The organism is Tardiphaga sp. GW822-FHT04G09 (assembly GCF_058800725.1).
In genome coordinates, this window is record NZ_JBXAMO010000007.1 from 68010 (window position 1) to 88817 (window position 20808).

Annotated in this window: 22 protein-coding genes; 17 read left to right on the top strand and 5 right to left on the bottom strand. The window is 62.7% G+C overall.

What is annotated here, in order from left to right; genetic code table 11:
• The first annotated feature begins 26 nt into the window (after positions 1–26).
• The 9 genes from AC1RLZ_RS14700 to serS all read left to right on the top strand — a co-directional run bounded on the left by AC1RLZ_RS14700 (position 27) and on the right by serS (position 8121).
• Positions 27–1511 (top strand): SPOR domain-containing protein, encoded by a 1485-nt coding sequence (locus tag AC1RLZ_RS14700; protein ID WP_493189190.1) that lies wholly within the window; start codon positions 27–29, stop codon positions 1509–1511.
• A gap of 46 nt (positions 1512–1557) precedes the next feature.
• Complete coding sequence (nagZ, locus tag AC1RLZ_RS14705) at positions 1558–2583, top strand: beta-N-acetylhexosaminidase (protein WP_493189191.1); 1026 nt, start codon at positions 1558–1560, stop codon at positions 2581–2583.
• Positions 2580–3407, top strand: a complete 828-nt coding sequence (locus AC1RLZ_RS14710; protein WP_371423979.1) for a segregation and condensation protein A — start codon at positions 2580–2582, stop codon at positions 3405–3407. The genes nagZ and AC1RLZ_RS14710 overlap by 4 nt, the downstream gene beginning before the upstream one ends.
• Before the next feature lie 21 nt (positions 3408–3428).
• Positions 3429–4559, top strand: a complete 1131-nt coding sequence (scpB, locus tag AC1RLZ_RS14715; RefSeq protein WP_493189192.1) for an SMC-Scp complex subunit ScpB — start codon at positions 3429–3431, stop codon at positions 4557–4559.
• A gap of 141 nt (positions 4560–4700) precedes the next feature.
• On the top strand, positions 4701–4940 hold the full coding sequence (locus AC1RLZ_RS14720; RefSeq protein WP_092142544.1) for a twin-arginine translocase TatA/TatE family subunit: 240 nt from the start codon (positions 4701–4703) through the stop codon (positions 4938–4940).
• A gap of 85 nt (positions 4941–5025) precedes the next feature.
• On the top strand, positions 5026–5562 hold the full coding sequence (gene tatB, locus AC1RLZ_RS14725) for a Sec-independent protein translocase protein TatB (protein ID WP_493189193.1): 537 nt from the start codon (positions 5026–5028) through the stop codon (positions 5560–5562).
• Entirely contained in the window at positions 5559–6371 is an 813-nt protein-coding gene (tatC, locus tag AC1RLZ_RS14730; protein WP_371423976.1) for a twin-arginine translocase subunit TatC, read from the top strand. The genes tatB and tatC overlap by 4 nt, the downstream gene beginning before the upstream one ends.
• A gap of 76 nt (positions 6372–6447) precedes the next feature.
• Positions 6448–6738, top strand: a complete 291-nt coding sequence (locus AC1RLZ_RS14735) for a hypothetical protein (protein ID WP_493189194.1) — start codon at positions 6448–6450, stop codon at positions 6736–6738.
• 78 nt (positions 6739–6816) lie between these two features.
• Positions 6817–8121 carry a serine--tRNA ligase gene (gene serS, locus AC1RLZ_RS14740; RefSeq protein ID WP_493189195.1) on the top strand — a complete coding sequence of 435 codons (1305 nt, stop codon included), beginning with the start codon at positions 6817–6819 and terminating at the stop codon, positions 8119–8121.
• Between the two features lie 22 nt (positions 8122–8143).
• On the opposite strand, the gene AC1RLZ_RS14745 is transcribed toward serS, so the two are convergent.
• Positions 8144–8647 (bottom strand): hypothetical protein, encoded by a 504-nt coding sequence (locus AC1RLZ_RS14745; protein ID WP_493189196.1) that lies wholly within the window; start codon positions 8645–8647, stop codon positions 8144–8146.
• 255 nt (positions 8648–8902) lie between these two features.
• Between AC1RLZ_RS14745 and surE the strand changes: the two genes are divergently transcribed.
• The gene (gene surE / locus AC1RLZ_RS14750) at positions 8903–9670 is read left to right on the top strand and encodes a 5'/3'-nucleotidase SurE (protein WP_493189197.1); all 768 of its coding nucleotides are present in this window, start codon (positions 8903–8905) and stop codon (positions 9668–9670) included.
• Between the two features lie 26 nt (positions 9671–9696).
• Here the strand turns inward: surE and AC1RLZ_RS14755 are convergent, their stop codons facing one another.
• Positions 9697–10074: a response regulator gene (locus tag AC1RLZ_RS14755; RefSeq protein WP_089264477.1), complete on the bottom strand. Its 378-nt coding sequence runs from the start codon at positions 10072–10074 to the stop codon at positions 9697–9699.
• A 287-nt stretch (positions 10075–10361) separates the two neighbouring features.
• On the opposite strand from AC1RLZ_RS14755, the gene AC1RLZ_RS14760 reads away from it, so the two are divergent.
• Positions 10362–11012, top strand: a complete 651-nt coding sequence (locus AC1RLZ_RS14760) for a protein-L-isoaspartate(D-aspartate) O-methyltransferase (RefSeq protein WP_493189198.1) — start codon at positions 10362–10364, stop codon at positions 11010–11012.
• A 107-nt stretch (positions 11013–11119) separates the two neighbouring features.
• Entirely contained in the window at positions 11120–12529 is a 1410-nt protein-coding gene (locus tag AC1RLZ_RS14765; RefSeq protein ID WP_493189199.1) for a peptidoglycan DD-metalloendopeptidase family protein, read from the top strand.
• 82 nt (positions 12530–12611) lie between these two features.
• Here the strand turns inward: AC1RLZ_RS14765 and AC1RLZ_RS14770 are convergent, their stop codons facing one another.
• Positions 12612–13595, bottom strand: a complete 984-nt coding sequence (locus tag AC1RLZ_RS14770; RefSeq protein WP_493189200.1) for an ATP-binding protein — start codon at positions 13593–13595, stop codon at positions 12612–12614.
• Positions 13596–13787: 192 nt separating this feature from the next.
• On the opposite strand from AC1RLZ_RS14770, the gene yajC reads away from it, so the two are divergent.
• Genes yajC through AC1RLZ_RS14795 form a run of 5 tightly spaced genes read left to right on the top strand, consistent with a single transcriptional unit; the run spans position 13788 to position 18062 of the window.
• Positions 13788–14159, top strand: coding sequence for a preprotein translocase subunit YajC (gene yajC, locus AC1RLZ_RS14775; RefSeq protein WP_149530498.1), 372 nt, complete (start codon positions 13788–13790; stop codon positions 14157–14159).
• A 44-nt stretch (positions 14160–14203) separates the two neighbouring features.
• Positions 14204–15802, top strand: coding sequence for a protein translocase subunit SecD (secD, locus tag AC1RLZ_RS14780; protein WP_493189201.1), 1599 nt, complete (start codon positions 14204–14206; stop codon positions 15800–15802).
• Between the two features lie 31 nt (positions 15803–15833).
• Complete coding sequence (gene secF, locus AC1RLZ_RS14785) at positions 15834–16835, top strand: protein translocase subunit SecF (RefSeq protein WP_371423993.1); 1002 nt, start codon at positions 15834–15836, stop codon at positions 16833–16835.
• Between the two features lies 1 nt (position 16836).
• Positions 16837–17220, top strand: a complete 384-nt coding sequence (locus AC1RLZ_RS14790; RefSeq protein WP_089264470.1) for an Mth938-like domain-containing protein — start codon at positions 16837–16839, stop codon at positions 17218–17220.
• Positions 17217–18062 carry a phytoene/squalene synthase family protein gene (locus AC1RLZ_RS14795; RefSeq protein WP_493189202.1) on the top strand — a complete coding sequence of 282 codons (846 nt, stop codon included), beginning with the start codon at positions 17217–17219 and terminating at the stop codon, positions 18060–18062. Before AC1RLZ_RS14790 ends, AC1RLZ_RS14795 begins: the two co-directional genes overlap by 4 nt.
• Here AC1RLZ_RS14795 and AC1RLZ_RS14800 read toward each other — a convergent pair.
• Together AC1RLZ_RS14800 and trmFO are read right to left on the bottom strand one after the other, a co-directional pair.
• Positions 18054–19157, bottom strand: coding sequence for a serine/threonine protein kinase (locus tag AC1RLZ_RS14800; protein WP_493189203.1), 1104 nt, complete (start codon positions 19155–19157; stop codon positions 18054–18056). The genes AC1RLZ_RS14795 and AC1RLZ_RS14800 overlap by 9 nt on opposite strands.
• Positions 19158–19187: 30 nt before the next feature.
• Positions 19188–20621: a methylenetetrahydrofolate--tRNA-(uracil(54)-C(5))-methyltransferase (FADH(2)-oxidizing) TrmFO gene (gene trmFO / locus AC1RLZ_RS14805; protein WP_493189204.1), complete on the bottom strand. Its 1434-nt coding sequence runs from the start codon at positions 20619–20621 to the stop codon at positions 19188–19190.
• Positions 20622–20808: the final 187 nt, after the last annotated feature.

The window sequence follows — 20808 nt, forward strand, 5'->3', positions numbered from 1 at the left end:
TTTCCCGAAGGGGATGCGACATCACAATGGCTAATCGATACCAGAACCGACCTTTCCCACCGGATGACGATTACGGCCGCGACCCTCAATCGCGGCCGAACGGCGAGGGCGATCCGCTCGCCGAACTCGCGCGGCTGATCGGGCAAACCGACCCGTTCGCCAGTAACAGCCGTCCGGCGCCCGCGCCACGTCAGGCTGAATCGGCCTATCAGGACGAGCCGGAATATGAGGAAGAACCCGCGCAGCCCGGCCCGCCGCCGTGGATGCAGCGTGCGGCGTCCCATGAGCCGCAGCAGCGGGAATTCGAGAGCCTTCATCCAGTGCAGCGTTACGGTGCTCAGCATCAGGAGCAGCAGCACTCGGAGTCGGAGGCCGATTATCATCAGGCGCCGGGCTTTGCCGCGCGTGCGGACCATCAGGCGCACGACTATCGCGGTCAGTACGATCAGGCTCACGAACAACCCGATCCCGATCGCTACGACGATGCCCTGTATGGCCACGCCGATGGTGCGCAGGCCCAGCATCCGCAGGACGGTCAATACCAGGACGACCCCTACGCCTATCAGGACGGCTATGCCGAGCAGGAGGAAGCGCCGAAGCGTCGCGGTGGCATGGCGACCGTCGCGATCGTGCTGGCGCTCGCCGTTGTCGGCACCGGCGCTGCCTTCGCCTATCGCTCCTTCATGGGATCGTCGCGCACCGGCGAGCCGCCAGTGATCAAGGCCGAGCCTGGTCCGAACAAGATCGTCGCGCCGTCCGCAACGGCCTCTGCTGATGGAAAGCCGATCCAGGATCGTCTCGGTGGCGCAGCCCCCGAGCGGCTGGTGTCGCGCGAAGAGCAGCCGGTCAACGTGCAGGACGCCACCAAGGCTGGTCCGCGTGTGGTGTTTCCTCCGCTGAACCAGAATGCCAACCCGCCATCCACGGCCAGCGTCTCGCCAAGCAACAAGCCCATGGTCGGCAACGGCGCGATGCAGGGCGGCGACGAGCCGCGCAAGATCCGCACCTTCGCCGTCAAGGGCGACCAGTCCGACGCCGGGACCACGCCGGCCGCGCGTCAGGCGCCGGCCCGCATCGCAGCTCCGGCTCAGATGCCCGCAACAGCACCTGTCGCGGCACCGCGCGCGACCAATGCCAACGCATCGGTCAACGCCCCGATGTCGCTCTCGCCGCAGGCCGCGCCTCCGGCTGTAGCGGCTGCTCCGGCGCCTTCACGGATGGCCTCGACCAACCCGACCCAGCAAACGGCCCCGGTAGCCTCCGGCGGCTATGTGGTCCAGGTCTCGTCCCAGCGGTCGGAGGGCGATGCGCAGGCATCGTTCCGTGCTCTGCAGGCCAAGTTCCCCTCGGTGCTGGGATCGCGGGCTCCGTTGATCAAGAAGGCCGACCTTGGCGACAAGGGGACCTATTATCGGGCCATGGTTGGACCGTTCGGTTCGCAGGATGAGGCCTCGCAGGTCTGCGGGAACCTGAAATCTGCTGGCGGACAGTGCGTCGTCCAAAGGAATTAGCGGCCGTTTCCTTGACCCTGGGCGTTGATGGGGGCTAATCGGCCCCATGAGCACACGCGCATTCATCACCGGTGTATCTGGGCTGGAACTGACCACTGAAGAGCGCACATTCCTGCGCGCCGAGCGGCCATGGGGCTTTATCCTCTTCAAGCGTAATATTGATAATCCGGTCCAAGTGGCTCGGCTTGTAGAGGAAATGCGCGGGGCGACCGGAGACATGGATGCGCCGGTCCTGATCGATCAGGAAGGTGGCCGTGTGCAGCGTCTGGGACCGCCGCATTGGCCGGTCTATCCGCCCGGCGCCGTGTTCGGCGCACTCTACGATGCTGATCCGGAGGCGGGCCTCAGAGCGGCCTGGCTGAGTTCACGGCTCATTGCGAGTGACCTTGTGGACCTCGGCATCACCGTGGACTGCCTGCCGCTAGCGGACGTTCCCGTGGCAGGCGCCGATGCCGTGATCGGTAATCGCGCCTACGGCACCGAGCCCGGCAAGGTCGCGATCATCGCTCGGGCCGTGACCGAAGGTCTGTCGCAGGGTGGCATTCTACCGGTCCTGAAACACATTCCCGGCCATGGCCGGGCCACCGCCGATACTCATTTCAAATTGCCGATCGTGGATAACTCGAAGAGTGAGCTCGAAGCTTCTGATTTTGAAGCGTTTCGTCTGCTTTCTGACCTGCCGATGGCGATGACTGCACATGTTGTGTTTAGCGCTCTGGATGCCACCCAACCGGCCACGACTTCTGCGACAATCATTGAGCAGGTGATTCGCGGCAGTATCGGGTTCCAGGGTTTGTTGATGAGTGATGACGTGTCCATGAACGCCTTAGCGGGATCAATCGCGGAGCGGACGCGGGCGATCGTCAGTGCCGGATGCGACGTGGTTCTGCATTGCAACGGCAAGCTGGACGAGATGCGCGACGTTGTCAGCGAGACCCCGGTTCTGGCGGGCAAGGCGCTCGAGCGCGCACAGACTGCTGTTGCTGCCCGCCGCCAGCCGCAGCCGTTCGACCGCGCGGCCGGACGCGCGGAACTGGACGCCTTGATCGCTCGAGCAGGAGCAAGTGCATGAGCGCTGAGATTTTGTCGTTTGAAACTGGACTGCCGGCCGAGGCTGTTCCCGACGACGAGCCGGCGCTGGTCGTCGACGTCGAAGGCTACGAAGGCCCGCTCGATTTGCTGCTCGCGCTTGCACGGCAGCAGAAGGTCGATCTGCACAAGATTTCGATCCTGGCGCTGGCCGACCAATATCTGCTGTTCATCGAAGCGGCCCGGAAGATCCGTCTGGAACTCGCCGCCGACTATCTGGTGATGGCGGCGTGGCTGGCGTTCCTGAAGTCGCGTCTGCTGTTGCCGGACACGACCGTGCCGGGCGAGGGCCCGAGCGCCGAGGATATGGCGACCGCACTGGCCAATCGCCTGCGCCGGCTTGAAGCGATCCGCGAAGCGTCGAACCGACTCATGACCCGGCCGCAGCTCAATCGCGACATCTTCCCGCGCGGCCTTGCCGAGGGAATCGCCGAGATCAAGCATCCGCGCTTCACGGCAACGCTCTACGACCTGTTGTCGGCCTATGCGACCCAGCGTCAGGCCCGCGTACTGACGCGCGTGCATCTGGCCAAGCGCACCGTCTGGTCGCTGAGCGAAGCGCGTGCGTCGCTGGAGCGGCTGGTCGGCATGGCCGAGGATTGGAGCCGTCTCGACGAATATCTGCTGGCTTACGTCGCTGACCCCGCGCAGCGCGCGACGGTGATGGCCTCGAGTTTCGCGGCTGCGCTCGAACTCGTCCGTGAGGGCACGCTCGACCTCAGCCAGAAAGAAGCATTCGCGCCTTTGTATTTCCGCAAGCACATCGCCCAGCCTGTGCAGGTGGGGCCGGAAGTTCCGGCCGAGTAAGTGGAAGAAGGAGATCCAGACATGGCAAGCCTCGCCGAGAAACGCATCGACGATGTCGAGGATCAGATCGTGCAGTCCGAGGGACAATCCGAGGTCCAGTCGGAGGCACGCCCCGAAGAATTGCGCCTGCTTGAAGCGCTGTTGTTTGCGTCCACCGAACCGCTCGACCAGTCGGCGCTGGCCAAGCGCATGCCGGATGGCGTCGACATCAAGGCGGCGCTGGCCCGGTTGCAGGCCGATTACGCCATGCGTGGCGTCAATCTGGTCCGTGTCGCCAACAAGTGGACGTTCCGCACCGCCGGCGACCTGTCCTGGTTGATGACCCGCGAGACCACCGAGACCCGCAAGCTGTCGCGTGCGGCCATCGAAGTGCTCGCCATCGTCGCCTATCATCAGCCGGTGACGCGCGCCGAGATCGAAGATATTCGCGGCGTCATCACCTCCAAGGGCACCCTCGATGTGCTGCTGGAAACGGGCTGGATCAAGCCGCGCGGCCGTCGCAAGACGCCGGGCCGGCCGCTGACCTTCGGCACCACCGAGAGCTTCCTGTCGCAGTTCAGCCTGGAGGCGCTTGGCGATCTGCCTGGTCTCGAGGAACTCAAGGGCACAGGTTTGCTGGACTCGCGTCTGCCGTCCGGCTTCAGCGTGCCAAATCCGTCCGACGATCCGACGCTCCGCGAGGACGAGGATCCGTTGGAGGGTGGCGAGCTGGAACTGGCGCTGTCGGCGCCCGATCCGGAATTCCCGGAACTGCAGATCAAGGAACCGGAGACCGGCGCCGTCGAATTCGCTGGTGAGGCCCAGGCATTTGCCGAGGCCAAGGCTGAATTCGCCGAAGTGGCCGAATTGACCGAGACGGCGGATGACGTCGAGCCTGAGGGCGACGTGGCCGAAGTCGCGGAACTCGAAACCGGCGATCTGGACGTGATCGCGCCCGAGCAGGAAGAGACCGAAGCCGAAACGGCCGAGGTCGCAGAGGATGGGTCGGACGAAAACGAGACAGCAGAGCCCGAAACTGCCGAACTCGACGACGATGCGGAAGATTCGGACGACGCTGAAGACGATGACTCCGACGAGGACGATCAGGACGAAGATGAGGCGGATGACGCCGAGCCGGACGCAACCGGCCAGGACGACGACCACAAAGGCTGATCGCGGCATTAACGCTCGCGGCACTGCGCCGCGACATCCGCGATTCCACGAGGGTTAAGTCCTTGTTTTTGACACCCCCGCAGCCTACGTTCCGGTCAGATCAGGCCGGGCGACTGGCCGCGTGTTTGGAGGATTAGCAGGATGGGTTCACTCAGCATTTGGCACTGGATCGTCGTGATCGGAGTGGTCCTGCTGTTGTTCGGGCGCGGCAAGATTTCCGACCTGATGGGCGACGTTGCGCAGGGCATCAAGGCCTTCAAGAAGGGCATGGCCGACGATGACAAACCAGCCGACAAGCCGACCGAGCCGGTTCGCACCATCGACCAGACCCCGCCGGCGCCGACCGCCAACCGTACGGACGTGGGCAGCAAGGCTGTCTGAGATCCCGAGGGAATTGTCCTGAGGGGTCGCGGAAGCCATTGAAGGAGACGCGGGCGCATCGAGCCCCGCGTGAGCGGAATTTTACATGTTCGACATCGGGTGGAGTGAACTGGTCGTCATCGCGGTCGTCGCGCTGATCGCCATCGGCCCGAAGGAATTGCCCGGCGTGCTGCGCATGGTCGGGCAGTGGATGGGCAAGGCCCGCAGGATGGCCTCGGAATTCCAGGGCCAGTTCAACGAGGCGATGCGCGAAGCCGAAATGGCCGACGTCAAGAAGGCCTTCGACGACGTCAAGGATGCCGCCTCCGGCTTCACCACCAATAACATCATGGCGTCGCTGACCAAGGACGTCAGCGACACCAATTCTTCAGTCGATATGACAATCGACAAGGTCGACAATCTCGATACGCCGCCGGCCGGGCCCAACACGCCGGAGCCGCCGACGCCCGAGACCTTCATTGAGGCCGAGACGCATGCTCAGGAAATGGCCGTGAACGAGCCGCTGGCCATTACCCGGGAAGTTCAGCCGTCGCCGGTCGAAACACACGCTGCCGCCAATGATGGTGCAGCCGCCCCCGACGCGGCCCATCCCGACGTTCTGAAGGACGCCAAAGCGTCATGAGTGCCGAAGATATCGAAGCCTCCAAGGCTCCCTTGATGGACCACCTGATCGAGCTGCGGTCCCGGCTGATCAAGGCGCTGCTCGCATTTGCCGTGGCCTTTATCTTTTGCTTCTTCTTCGCCAAGCAGATTTACAACGTGCTGGTCTGGCCGTTCGTCTGGGTCGCCGGCCCCGAGAACTCGAAATTCATCTACACTGCGCTGCTGGAATACTTTCTGACCCAGCTGAAGCTGGCGATGTTCGGCGCTGGTTTCATCTCGTTTCCGATCATTGCCGCGCAGGTCTACATGTTCGTGGCACCCGGCCTCTACAAGCACGAGCGCGGCGCGTTCCTGCCATATCTGATTGCGACGCCGTTCTTCTTCGCGCTGGGCTCGCTGCTGGTGTATTTCCTGGTGCTGCCAATGCTGATCCGGTTCTCGCTGGGCATGCAGCAGACCGGGAGCTCCGAGACCGCGCAGATCCAGCTGCTGCCGAAAGTCGGCGAATATCTCTCACTGATGATGTCGCTGATCTTTGCCTTCGGCATCGCCTTCCAGCTCCCCGTCATCCTGACACTGCTTGGCCGCATCGGCATCCTCACGTCGAAGCAGCTGCGCGAAAAGCGCCGCTACTTCATCGTCATCGCCTTTGTCATCGCCGCGGTGCTGACGCCGCCCGACGTGATCAGCCAGGCCTCCCTCGCGATCCCGCTGCTGGTGCTCTACGAGGGCTCGATCATTGCCGTCAGCATCGTCGAGAAGAACGCTGCCAAGGCCGCTGCGGCGAAGGCTGCGGAGACCGGTACGGACGTGACGCCGGCGGAGTAGGAGTGTCGCCTCCTTGCAATCACAACCTTAGAAATCTACTTTGGGTTGTGTTTGGTCTGGTGCTGGGGAGGTGATTGTGGCCTTTGCATTTGATACACTCGGCTATTCGAAGCGTCTCCGCGAAGCGGGGATCGCGGATAAGCAGGCCGAGGCACACGCTGAAGCGGCACGGGATTTCATCATGACCGAGCTAGTGACGAAATCTGACTTGCTTGGAGTGAAGTTGGACCTGGAGTCCAGATTGCTTACCACACGGAATGATTTGCAGGCCGCTATCGAGAAATCTTCACTGCAGATGACGTTACGTCTTGGCGGCATCGTCGCGGTTGGCATCGGTATAGTGGCGGCTCTCCAGCGCATGCATTAACGGGCCGCTGGCCCATTTCATGTTCCAAATGCTGGCTATTCGGGGTACTCAGAGCCGCTTTCGCTCAGGAATCCCGCCATGCACGACATCAAATCGATCCGCGACAATCCCGAGGCATTCGACGCTGCGCTGAAGCGGCGGGGGCTGGCGCCGCTGTCGGCATCGCTGCTGACGATCGATGAGGCGCGCCGGACCGCGATCCTTGCGTCCGAGCAGGCGCAAGCTCGTCGCAACGCGGCGTCAAAGGAAATCGGCGAAGCCAAGAAGAACAAGGATGAGACGCGCGCCAATGCGTTGATGGCCGAGGTCACTGAGCTCAAGACCACGATGCCGGCGATGGAAGCTGCGGTGAAGGACGCCGAAGACCAGCTCAAGACGGCGCTGGCCGGAATCCCGAACCTGCCACTTGAGGACGTGCCTGAAGGTGTCGACGAACACGGCAATGTCGAGCGCCATCACTTCGGTGCCAAGCGTAATTACGCGTTCGCGCCGAAGGCGCATTACGACATCGGCGAAGCCATGGGCTTCATGGATTTCGAGGCTGCGGCCAAACTCTCGGGCGCACGCTTCGTCGTGCTGAAGAAGGGCCTTGCACGGCTGGAGCGTGCCATCGGGCAGTTCATGCTCGATTTGCATACGAATGAGCATGGCTACACGGAAGTGAACCCACCGCTTCTGGTTCGCGACGATGCGATGTTTGGCACCGCGCAGCTCCCGAAGTTTCGCGATGATCAATTCGCGGCCGGTGCGATCGGCAATGAGGGACAGGGTTATTGGCTCATCCCGACCGCCGAAGTCCCGCTCACCAACCTCGTCCGAGAATCCATCCTCGACGAAAAGGAACTGCCGCTACGCATGACGGCGCTGACGCCGTGTTTCCGCGCAGAAGCCGGCGCAGCCGGTCGTGATACGCGGGGCATGATCCGTCAGCACCAGTTCACCAAAGTCGAGCTGGTCTCCATCACTACGCCCGAAGAGAGTAAGAATGAGCACGAGCGCATGCTGTCCTGCGCCGAGGAAGTGCTGCGCCGGCTTGGCCTGCATTACCGCGTGATGACGCTGTGCACCGGCGATATGGGCTTCGCAGCGCAGAAGACCTACGACATCGAGGTCTGGATGCCGGGCCAGGGCGAGGGCGGTGCCTATCGCGAGATTTCATCCTGCTCGGTGTGCGGCGATTTCCAGGCGCGTCGCATGGATGCGCGTTCGCGTGGACCGGACGGCAAGCCGCGCTTCGTGCACACGCTAAATGGCTCAGGCACGGCCGTTGGTCGTGCGCTGATCGCCGTGATGGAAAACTATCAGCAGGAAGACGGCTCGATTGCCGTTCCGGATGTGCTGCAGCCCTATATGGGCGGCCTCAAGGTGGTGCAGGCCGGCTAAACCACGTCAGGGCCAGCCGCGTTCAGGCGCGGCTGGCGGTCACCAACGCGCATTTGGCTTTCTCGGCTTTTATGTTGACAAAGCCCATATGCGTCATCGGAAACGCCTTACGGCTTTTCATGCTGACGGTCTCCGCGATAACGCGGCGGCGTTCCGTCACATAGCGACCATCCCGGCTGCGGAAGGCACAGGCGATTTCGAGATCCTTGACCGGATAATCATTGGCGTTGCGGATGGTGAAAGTCATCAGTGCCCGGGAGCCGAAACCACCGCGGCGAAACGATTGGCGGGTCAGGCTGAGACGGTTGAGTTCTGCGGCGTCGGGGACGCTGACGAGTTGCGACGGCGTGGGATTGGCAAAGTCTTCTTCACTCAGTTCGTCAGGCATTGTTGCCACTACCGCCGTATTGAGGGTGAGATCGGGCTTGGTCTCGGCCCATCTGGGAAGCAGCAGCCACCCCGTCAGACCGACAACCGCGATCGCCGGCAATCCGATGATCAACACCCGTTCAAGCTGTCTCGCCATCTCCGTCGCCCTATGGCGCGCTACAACCAAGGCCATCCGGGTCGAGCGCGCATGCTTCTGACGCAATTGGCACTCACCTACCTAAGCTAAAAATCCCGGCGACGTCGAAATGTTCCGGCCCGCGGGAAAAATCGCCTTCGGGACAGCCTCGGCAGCGCATGCGCGGCGCCCAAAATGGGGGTGGCAAAAGCGGGCACATGCTGGCAAAAACCGATGCCGGCCAGCGGCCCTCCCGATCGAAAAGGCACCTCAAGAATGCGCATTCTCTGCACCAATGACGACGGCATTCATGCCCCCGGCCTGAAGATCATCGAGCAGATCGCCAAGGAATTGTCGGATGACGTCTGGGTGGTGGCACCCGAACTCGATCAGTCCGGTGTGTCGCATTCATTGTCGCTGAACGATCCGCTGCGCCTGCGCGAAGTCGGCCCCCGGCACTATGCCGTGCGCGGCACGCCGACTGACTGCGTGATCATGGGCGCGCGGCACATCCTCAAGGATCAGCAACCTGACCTGGTGCTGTCGGGCGTCAACAAGGGCCGCAACGTCGCCGAAGATGTGGTCTATTCCGGCACCATAGCCGGCGCGCTAGAAGGCACCATTCTCGGTTTCCCGTCGGTCGCGCTGAGCCAGGAATTCTCGATGGAAACGCGTCACAACCCGCAATGGGAGACCGCGTTGAAATACGGGCCGGACGTGCTTCGCAAGGTCATCAAGGCGGGCGTGCCAAAGAACACGGTGATCAACGTCAACTTCCCGGCCTGCGCGGCCGACGAGGTGAAGGGCGTCGTCGTCACCCGGCAGGGCAAGCGCAATCAGGGCTTTCTGCGCGTCGATGAGCGGCGCGATGGCCGCAACAATCCGTATTTCTGGATCGGTTTCGAGCGCATCGTCGCCGCGGAAGCCCCGCTGGAGGGCACCGATCTCGCAGCCCTTGCTGCGCGCTATGTCTCGGTCACGCCGCTGCGTCTTGATCGCACGGACGATGAATTCTCCGACGCGCTGACCAAGGCGATGGGCTGAGATTTTGAGATCGGCGAGTGGGTCGCCTAGACCGCGACGCCCTTGAGCGTCGTGGACAACACCTGTGCCAGCGTTTCCATCTGGAACGGCTTCTGCAGCGTTGGGCGGTCGCGGAATTCTTCGGGTAGGCCCTGGGCGCCGTAGCCGGTTGCGAAGATGAACGGGCGGTTGCGCGATGCGATCACTTCGGCGACCGGCGAAATCACCTTGCCGTTGACGTTGACGTCGAGGATTGCAATGTCGAACTTGGCAGTACCAGCCAGCTTGATCGCTTCATTGATGTCACCGGCTTCGGCGGCCACGCTGTAGCCGAGTTCCTCGAGCATATCGGCGACCATCATGCGGATCATGACCTCGTCTTCGACAAGGAAGACGGAGCCGCCCGGCGGGTTCGTTGCAGTCATGGCCGGTTTCCTTGCCCCAATCTTCTGAACAAAATCGCAAATTCTCGGGTTGAACGCAATCTCGACGCATTGCCGTTTTCGTGACCCCAAGACGCATGTTGCGTGTTCGGTGCCACATAGAGCGAGATTGGATGAGCGCCCCGCCCATAACGGGCTAGTATGTTGCTGGTTCCGCGCGCGGAACAATAAAGGTTATCGTTGGCCTGTCCCGGTTCCGATCGCAGAATACGTCAATCTATCTTTGCTAGATCGATCTGTTTCTAACCTGTGCTGCGTGAGGCATTTCCATGATTACCGTCGGGCAACCGCCTGAACAAATGGCGTTTCAGCTCGGTTTGCGGCGCCGTGGGATCAGCGATCGGCTGGTGCTGCGCGCGATGGAAGATATTCCGCGTGATCGCTTCGTCGAGCCGAACGATCGCGCCCACGCCTGGCGGGATACGGCCCTGGCCATTGCCTGCGGTCAGACGATCAGCCAGCCCTTCGTGGTGGCCTATATGACCGAACAGCTGCAATTGAATGCCGGTCACCGTGTGCTCGAGGTCGGCACGGGATCGGGCTACCAGGCCGCGATCCTGTCTAAACTCGTCCGCGACGTGCTTAGCATTGAGCGTTATCGCACGCTGGCCGATGCCGCCCGGACCCGGTTGGAGGCGCTCGGTCTCCATAATATCGAGGTCATGCTCGGTGATGGCCTCAACCCGGCTGCCAATCTGGGATCGTTCGACCGGATCATCGTGACCGCTGCCGTGGAGGAGGTGCCCGCGGCGCTGACCGATCGGCTTGCGGAGGACGGTATTCTGGTTGCGCCGGTCGGTCCTCACAATGGCGTCCAGACCCTGGTCCGGATCCGCAAAACCGGAGGTGGATTGGAGCGAAAAGACCTTGTGGACGTGCGTTTCGTCCCGGCGCTTCCAGGCATCGCGCGCGAACTCTGAAAAAAGTTCGTGAGCGACTGTCACGTGTTGGTCGCAAGGTTAAAGGCTTGGTAACGGAGACGGTGTTTACTCAATTCAGTTGTTTGTTGCGTATGAGTGAGTAACCAATGTCCAGCGTTGTCGAGTTGCTTTGCTCGCGCCGCGCTCCGCAAGTTGCGGTGCTGGCGCTGATGTCTATCGGTTTTGCAGGCTGCAGCGCCGACATGCAGACGCGCCTATCTCAGAATCCAAGTTTTGACTCGGGTCAGTCCCGTGGCTTTGGCTGGCAAGGCGAAGCCACCGGCTCTGTGCCACAGCGAGCGCCACGCGCGCCGGTCGAGCGCCAGGAACTGCCGCAATATCAGCGCCCAGCCTATAATCCGCAGCCGCAATATCAATCCCAGGCTTTGCCGCCGCCGATCTCGGCGCCGCAATCCTATCCGACATCTCGCCCAGTTGCGTCGGCTGCTCCCGTCAGTGGGGGCGGTAGCGGTATGTATACGCCGCCGCCGGCGCGTGCGCCGATCGAAACCACCGGCTCCACGGCGCCGCGCTCGGTTGCAGCAACTAACGGCCTTGCCCGCGACGGCGGCACCTCAATCATCGTCGGCACCAGCGATACGCTCGATGGTCTGGCGAAGCGCTACAACGTCTCGTCGGCTGCGATCCTGCAGGCCAATGGCTACAAGGGGCCGCGCGCGCTGTCGCCCGGCCAGTCGCTGATCATTCCGCGCCACGGTAACGCAGCGCCGGCGCCGGCCGTCGCTGCTGCTCCGAGCAAACCTGCCGTCGGCACATCGACCACCCATTTCGTCAATCGCGGCGATACGCTGATGAGCATCTCGCGCCGGAATAACGTGCCGGTCGCCGAACTCGCGCGCGCCAATGGCCTGGCGCCGACTGCCCAGCTGAAGCTCGGTAGCAAGATCACTGTGCCTGCTGCGCGTATGGCTGCCGCCGCTCCCGCAGCAGGACCGCTTGCTGCGCCGGCTCCGGCAGCCGTTGCCGCGGCGCCTGCCGGCGCTGTCACGACCGCGCCGGCGACTCGTGTTGCTGCTACCGAACCCGCACAAAAGGCGCGTCTCGCAAGTGCGACGACCACGCCCGAAGAAACCACGCCGGAATCGCCGACTAAAGCCGCTGACGCAACCGGCGCTTTGCCGACGTTCCGTTGGCCGGTGCGCGGCCGCGTGGTCACAGGCTACGGCGCCAAGACCAATGGCAAGTCCAATGACGGCATCAACGTCGCCGTGCCCGAAGGCACGCCGATCAAGGCCGCCGAAGATGGCGTCGTTGCCTATTCCGGCAACGAGCTGAAGGGCTACGGCAATCTGGTCCTCGTTCGTCACTCCAACGGCTACGTCACCGCATATGCCCATGCGAGTGAGCTGATGGTGAAGCGTGGCGAGACCATCAAACGCGGGCAGGTGATCGGCAAGTCCGGCCAGTCCGGTGAAGTCACTTCGCCGCAGCTTCACTTCGAGATCCGCAAGGGATCGTCGCCGGTCGATCCGCTGCAGTTCCTCAACGGAGCGTAAGCGCTTTTGGCTCAGCGAAGTTGCAACAAAAAGGCGCCGCCTCACTGAGGCGGCGCCTTTTTGTTTGACGCGTAGTCGATTGTTATTTCGTCGTCAGCTTCACGCCGAGGCGGCCGGCGAGTTCCTGCACGAACTGCCAGGCGACACGGCCGGATCGCGAGCCGCGGGTGGTCGACCATTCCAGCGCGTCGCGTTCCAGCCCGGCAGCGTCGGTCTTGATACCGTAGTGGCTGCAATAGCCGCGGACCATGTCGAGATATTCGTCCTGGCTGCATTTATGGAAGCCGAGCCACAGGCCGAAACGATCCGACAGCGACACCTTTTCCTCGACGGCTTCGCCGGGATTGATCGCGGTCGAGCGTTCGTTCTCGATCATCTCGCGCGCCAGCAGATGGCGGCGGTTCGAGGTCGCATAGAGGATCACGTTGTCCGGCCGGCCTTCGATGCCACCTTCCAGCACGGCCTTGAGCGACTTGTAGGAGGCATCATTGCCGTCGAAGGAGAGATCGTCGCAGAACACGATGAAATAGAAGTCCGAGGCGCGGATCTGTTCCATCAGCGCGGGCAGGCTTTCGATGTCCTCGCGATGGATCTCGACCAGCTTGAGACGGCCGGCGACGGATTTGCTGGCATTGACCGAGGCATGGGCGGCCTTGACCAGCGACGACTTGCCCATGCCGCGCGCGCCCCACAGCAGCGCGTTATTGGCGGGCAGGCCGTTGGCGAAGCGCCGGGTGTTCTCGATCAGGGTATCAACCTGCTGGTTGATGCCCTGCAGCAGGCCGATATCGACCCGGCTAACCTTGGGCACCGGCGCAAGGCGGCCGTCGGGATGCCAGATGAAGGCGTCGGCACTGGCCAGAGAATCGGCATTGGAGCGCTTCGGCGCTGCGGCGGCCATGCCCGCGGCAATGGTTTCGAGTGCGAGCGCGATCCGTTCGTCGATCCGGGGGGCGGCGGCTGGTCGCGGACGTTTTGCCGCGGTTGGGCGGACAGTCTTTAACGTGCGGGTCGCGGGGGCCTTTTGGGCGGGGCGGCGGCTTGTTTTATTGGGCTTTTTTGACATTTTCGACTTTCCTCGGCGCGCACCCATATCGAGCCCGGAACACATCCGCAAGCGGTACAAATCGCAGACAAATCAGTGGGTTTACCGGCGTTGCAATTGGGACGCCGGCCGCTATAGTCCGCGCGAATTTGCCCGAACCGGCCGAACGCCGACGCGTCGCCGGTTATTCCCCAGCGTTCACGAGGACTTCCGATGTTTATTACTCCTGCGTTTGCCCAGGCTGCAGCCGGCGGCGACACCAACAGCATGCTGATGTCACTGCTGCCGTTCGCGCTGATCTTCGTGATCATGTATTTCCTGATCCTGCGCCCGCAGCAGAAGAAGGTGAAGGACCACGCCGAGATGGTGAAGAACATCCGCCGCGGCGACACCATCGTCACTTCGGGCGGTCTGGTCGGCAAGGTCACCAAGGTGGTCGATGACGAGCAGGTCGAATTCGAACTCGCCGAAGGCGTTCGCGTGCGCCAGCTCCGTACGATGATCTCGGGTGTGCGCACCAAGGGTGAGCCCGCCAAGGAGAAGGCGGACAAGTCCGAGGCCAAGGACGACTCGACTGCGAGCTGACGCGTCTACGCGTCGCCATTTCAAGAATCTGACGGGTCATTTCGATGTTGTATTTCACGCGGTGGAAGGCGCTGGCGGTCATTCTGACGGCGCTCGTGGTCTGCCTGTGCGCGGTTCCGAATTTCTTCCCCGAAGCCACCGTGAAAACCTGGCCGAAATGGGCGCAGCGCCATCTGGTGCTGGGCCTCGATCTGCAGGGCGGTTCGCACATCCTGCTCGAAGTGGATGCCAATTCGGTCAAGAAGGACAAGCTCGATCAGGTGCGTGACGACGTTCGCCGTACGCTGCGTGACGCCAAGATCGTCTATACCGGCCTCGGCGTTCGTGGCGACAATGTCGAAGTCCGGATCACCAAGGACACCGACTATCAGACCGCGCTCACCAAGTTGCGCGAGCTGTCGCAGCCGCTCGGCGGCCTGATGGGGCAGAGCGGCCAGCGCAGTCTGGACGTTTCGGACGCCGGCAACGGCCTGATCCGCCTTTCGGTGCCGCCGGCCGCGATCAATGACCGCATTCGCCAGTCGGTCGAACAGTCGATCCAGATCGTGGAGCGCCGCGTCAACGAACTCGGCACCGTCGAACCGCTGATCCAGCGTCAGGGTCTCGACCGCATCCTGGTGCAGGTGCCGGGTCTGCAGGATCCGACCCGCCTCAAGGAATTGCTCGGCAAGACGGCGAAGCTGGACTTCCGCATGGTCGACACCTCGATTCCGGCCGAACAGGCGCAGGGCAGGGTGCCGCCTGATTCCGACCTCCTGATGAGCTCGCAGTCACCGAAGACGCCGTATCTGGTGAAAAAGGAAGTACTGGTTTCCGGCGCTGACCTGACCGACGCGCAGCCGGGTTTTGATCAGCGGACCAATGAGCCGATCGTTTCGTTCCGCTTCAACACGTCTGGCGCACGCAAATTCGCAGACGCGACGGTGAAGAACGTCAATCTGCCCTTCGCCATTGTGCTCGACAACGAAGTGGTCTCCGCCCCGGTCATTCGCGAGCCGATCACCGGCGGCTCCGGCCAGATCTCCGGCAGCTTCACGGTGCAGGGCGCCAACGATCTCGCGATCCTGCTGCGTGCCGGCGCGCTGCCTGCGCCGCTCAGCATCATCGAGGAGCGTACAGTTGGCCCCGGCCTCGGCGCCGACTCGATCGCAAAGGGCGAACTCGCCGCCTATGTCGGCTCCATCCTCGTCATTGTCTTCATGCTGCTGACCTACCGCCTGTTCGGCCTGTTCGCCAATATCGCGGTCACCATCAACGTGCTCATGATCTTCGGCATCCTGTCGCTGCTCAACGCCACGCTGACGCTGCCCGGCATCGCCGGCATCGTGCTGACGGTCGGCATCGCCGTGGACTCCAACGTGCTGATCTATGAGCGTATCCGCGAGGAACTCCGCGCCGGCCGCACTGCCATCTCGGCGATCGATGCCGGTTTCAAACGCGCGCTTGCGACCATTCTGGATTCCAACATCACGACCTTTATTGCGGCTGCGGTGCTGTTTTACATCGGCACCGGACCGGTCCGCGGCTTCGCCGTGACCTTTGGCATCGGCATCATCACGACGGTTTTCACGGCCTTCACCGTGACCCGCCTGATCGTCGCCGGCTGGGTCAGGTGGAAGCGGCCGACCAGCGTGCCGATTTGAGTTTACGGAGCAGACTTTGACAACGACACAAATGGTTCTGGCAGGTCTGGGTGCGCTGATCGTCATTCTGTCGATCGTGGCGATCTTCGATCTGTTGCCGTCGCTCCGCATCGTTCCTGACGATACGAAGTTCGATTTCACGCGCTTCCGCCGCATCTCATTCCCGATCTCGGCGCTGCTCTCGATCCTCGCCATCACACTGTTCTTCACGCACGGGCTGAACTTCGGTATCGACTTCAAGGGCGGCACGCTGCTGGAAGTGCAGGCCAAGTCCGGTACCGCCGATATCGGTGCGATGCGCACGACGCTCGCGGCCCTGCAACTCGGTGACGTGCAATTGCAGCAGTTCGGCGGCGCGGCCGACGTGCTGATCCGATTGGCCGAACAGCCGGGTGGCGATGCTGCGCAGCAGGCTGCCGTGCAGAAGGTTCGCGCGGCGCTCGGTGACAGTGTCGAATATCGCCGCGTCGAGGTGGTCGGTCCGCGCGTGTCCGGCGAATTGCTGGCTTACGGCATGCTCGGCCTGATCGTCGCGATCATGGGCATCCTGATCTATCTCTGGTTCCGCTTCGAATGGCAGTTTGCCCTCGGTGCCATGATCGCCAACGTCCACGATATCGTGCTGACCATCGGCTTCATGTCGATCACGCAAGTCGACTTCGATCTCACCAGTATTGCGGCGCTGCTGACCATTCTCGGCTATTCGCTGAATGACACCGTGGTCATTTACGATCGTATTCGCGAGATCCTGCGTCGTTACAAGAAGATGCCGATGCCTGAACTGCTGAACGAGTCGATCAATTCGACGCTGTCGCGTTCTATCATCACCCACGTCACCGTGACGCTGGCGCTGCTGGCGCTATACGCGTTCGGCGGCCAGGCGATCCACTCGTTCACCGCTGTCATGATCTTTGGCGTCGTGCTGGTCGGCACCTACACCTCGATCTTCATCGCCGCGCCGCTGCTGATCTATCTTGGCGTCGGCGAACACCGTGAAGACGCCGACAAGCCGGCCGCGAAGCCGAAGCCCTGAGATGCCGGTCGACCCCGAAGCGCCGCACCTTCCGCGCTCGGCCGCCATCGAAGCCTACGGCAAGGGCGGCTTCCACTTCGATACCATGTCGCATCAGGGCTCGCTGCTTTGCCTGCCTGATGCGGTGTGGGCATGGTCGGTGACCAAGGCCAGTGACATCGATCGCCATTCGCTGCGGCGCGTATTCGAAGGCGCTGCAGGCATCGATACGCTGATTATCGGTACCGGCAACGAGGTCTGGATCGTGCCGAATGATTTGCGGAACGCCTTGCGCAATCTGCATGTGGTGATCGATGCGATGCAGACCGGTCCTGCGATCCGCACCTATAACGTTATGCTGGGCGAGCGCCGCCGCGTCGCTGCTGCGCTGATTGCGGTGCCATGAGTGGTGCTGATCAGAGCTCCGCGGCGTTCTGCGCGGAACTGGTGCGCAGCCACGACTTCGACCGTTACGCATCGACGTTGTTCGTGCCGGCCGACAAGCGCCGCTCGCTGCTGGCGCTCTATGCGTTCAACACCGAGATTGCGCGCGTTCGGGAGCTGGTGAAGCAGCCATTGCCCGGCGAAATCCGGCTGCAATGGTGGACCGACATGCTGGCCGGCGTAGGTCATGGCGATGTCGAGCAGAACCCCGTCGCCGCCGAATTGCTGCTGGCGGTCCGCACGCATGATCTTTCCGTCGATCGGCTATCGAAGCTGGTCGATGTGCATATTTTCGATCTCTACGACGACCCGATGCCGGATCTGGCACTGCTTGAGAGCCATTTTCGCGATACGCTCGGCACGTTGCTGTTTTCGTCGGCCGGGATCCTCGGCGATGGCTCGGAGGCCAGCGCGCATGTCGCGGAGCATGCGGGGCTTGCCCAAGGTGTCGTGCAGATCATTGCGCGTCTGCCCTATGATACGATGCGGCGGCAATTGTTCATTCCGCAGGACATGCTCCTGCAGAACGGTAGCAGCGCCGATCAGATGTTTGCCGGCAAGATGACGCCGGGCATCCGCGCAACGCTGGATCAGTTGATATCAGGCGCGCACGAGCAGCTCGCGACGGCGGACGCGATGCTAGCGGATGTGTCTGCGGCTGCGCGCGCGGCGTTCCTACCGATGGCGCTGGCGAAGTACGATCTGGAGCAGATGGCGCGGCCGGATCACGATCCGTTTGAACTTCATATCAGATCGCGGTTGCGGACCCTCTGGACGCTGTGGCGCGCATCGCGTTCAGTGTGATGTCAGTTTCTGATCCGCCGTTTCGAAGTTGAACCGATCCCGCAGGTTCTTCCGCGACTCCAGAATGCCCTTCAGGAAAGCGCGGTCGGCATCGCTGGTCATCAGCGGCTCCAGCAGATCGACCTGATTCATCGCGACGAGCTGCAGCACCTCAGTGCGAATGCGGCCTGAGGCGTCGCGGGGCAGGGCTGTTACGACCTGCAGATGCTCCGGTGGCTTCGCAGCCTTTGCAGCAGCCAATTCGCCCTGCAGCTTCATTTCCAGTGTGACGTCATCGGCCTCCACGAATGCATAGAGCCCGACGCCGGTGCGGCGATCGGCAAAGGCGACGATCGAAGCGTCGCGCACTGCCGGGTTCTGCTTGATGATCTCGAGCAGCGGCGGCGCGTCGTTAACCAGCCGCTTGCCGCCGCCTTCGCGGTCGGTGAAGTTGAAGATGCCGCGAGTGATGGCGCGATAGACCTTCTTGCCGGTCATCAGCCAGATCCGCGCCGGCAGCGACTTCTTCGCAAGGATCGCCTTTTCCTTCGGCGTCAGCAGCTCTGGCGCATAGGTGCGCTTGTGCTTCAGGAGATGACGCAGGTCTTCATAGGCAGCGACGCGAAACAACTGGCTGCGGGACTTGAAGCAGACCGCGAGCTGGAAGTCGGTCACATAAGCCAGCCCGTCGCTGCCGCGCAGCCAGTTTTGCTCCTTGGCGAGATCGTTATGACACACCCCCATGCGATGCAGCTTGCGCAGTGCCAGCTTGGCCGATTTGAAATAGCGCACGTCATGGTGTGGTTTTGCGAGATGCAGCGCGACGCCGTCGATGAAGCCGCGCACCAGCGCGCGGTCGCCGGCCCACAGCAATTCCGGCCCGACGCGCAGATCGCGCGCCAGCGTCAGTGCACGGCGCTCCCGCGTGAACAGATGCAGCGCCAGCAGATAGGACCACCACGGCACCTGGTCGAGCCGGCGCAGCACCGCATCGACTTCACCCGATGACGTGCGATAGCGGCCGCGCTCGACGGTCGAGAACACGTCGCGTTTCAGCAACACGCCTTCGGTCCAGGTCTTGGACAGCGCAGCGGCGTCCTGTGGCGGCAAACTCATCGCACAATCCTGAAATTCAAATCGCCGGTGTCATGCCGCGGCTGCGACGGGCAGGCTGGCAGCAATCCAGCTATCCATATCCGCCAGCGCCCGCGCGCTCATCGCCTGCTTCTTGGCAACGGTCTTCTCGTTGCCACGCAGCCGCGAGCCATCGGGCTTTTTGGTTGGCGCTTGAGCCAGTGGCGGGAACAGGCCGAAATTGATGTTCATCGGCTGGAACGAGCGCGGGCCGGCATCGACGGTTTCGATGTGCCCGCCAGTGATGTGGCCGAGCAGCGAACCCAGCGCCGTTGTCACGGGCGGCGGCGCCAGCGACTGGCTCTTGGCGTCTGCTGCTGCATAGAGGCCGGCGATCAGGCCGACACTGGCCGACTCCACATAGCCTTCGCAGCCGGTCATCTGACCGGCGAAACGCAGGCGAGGCTGCGCCTTCAGGCGGAGTTGCTCATCGAGCAGTTTTGGCGAGTTCAGGAAGGTGTTGCGATGCAGGCCGCCCAGCCGCGCGAATTCGGCGTTCTGCAGGCCGGGGATCATCCGCAATGCCTGCTGCTGCGGGCCGTATTTCAGCTTCGTCTGGAAGCCGACGATATTGTAGAGCGTGCCGAGCTTGTTGTCCTGACGGAGCTGCACGATGGCGTAGGGCTTCACGAGAGGATCGCGCGGATTGGTGAGGCCGACCGGCTTCATCGGCCCGTGACGCAGCGTTTCGCGGCCCCGCTCGGCCATGACCTCGATGGGCAGACAGCCGTCGAAATAGGGCGTGTTGGTTTCCCACTCCTTGAAGTCGGTCTTTTCGCCGGCCAACAGCGCATCGATGAAGGCGTCATACTGTTCGCGGGTCATCGGGCAGTTGATGTAATCGGCACCGTTGCCCCCGGGCCCGACCTTGTCGTAGCGCGACTGGAACCAGGCGATTTCCATATCGATCGATTCTTTATGGACGATCGGGGCGATGGCGTCGAAGAAGGCCAGCGCGTTCTCGTCTGTCAGCCCGCGAATGCCGTCTGCGAGCGGAGCGGAGGTCAGCGGTCCCGTTGCGACGATGACGTTGCGCCAGTCGGCAGGCGGCAGGCCTGCCACTTCGGCGCGGTCGATGGTGATGAGCGGGTGGTCGTTCAACGCCTTGGTCACGGCATCGGAGAAGCCATCGCGATCTACCGCCAGCGCGCCACCGGCGGGCACCTGGTTGGCGTCGGCGCAGCGCATGATCAGCGAGCCCAGCTTGCGCATTTCTGCGTGCAGCAGGCCGACAGCGTTGTTGAGCGCGTCGTCAGAACGGAAGGAATTGGAGCAGACCAGTTCGGCGAGGCCATCGGTGCGATGGGCCTCGGTCATCTGGTGCGGCCGCATCTCGTGCAAGATCACGGGAACGCCGGCATTGGCGACCTGCCAGGCGGCTTCCGAGCCGGCGAGGCCCGCGCCGATCACATGGACGCAGTCGTCTGAGTTTGGGGCTGTTGTCATGGCCCCGCATGTAGCGCGTTTTGGCGCGAAGTGGAATTCGCTTCGCGGAAATTTGGCCGGTTAGCCAAAGCTTTGAAGACGCTTGGCCTTGAAGGTGTCTGGCTCCGAAGATGGTGGTCTTCAGGGAACCACGATTGCGCCCGCGCGAGGCGGGCGCAATCCGTGAAACGTCAAACTGGACGGGTTA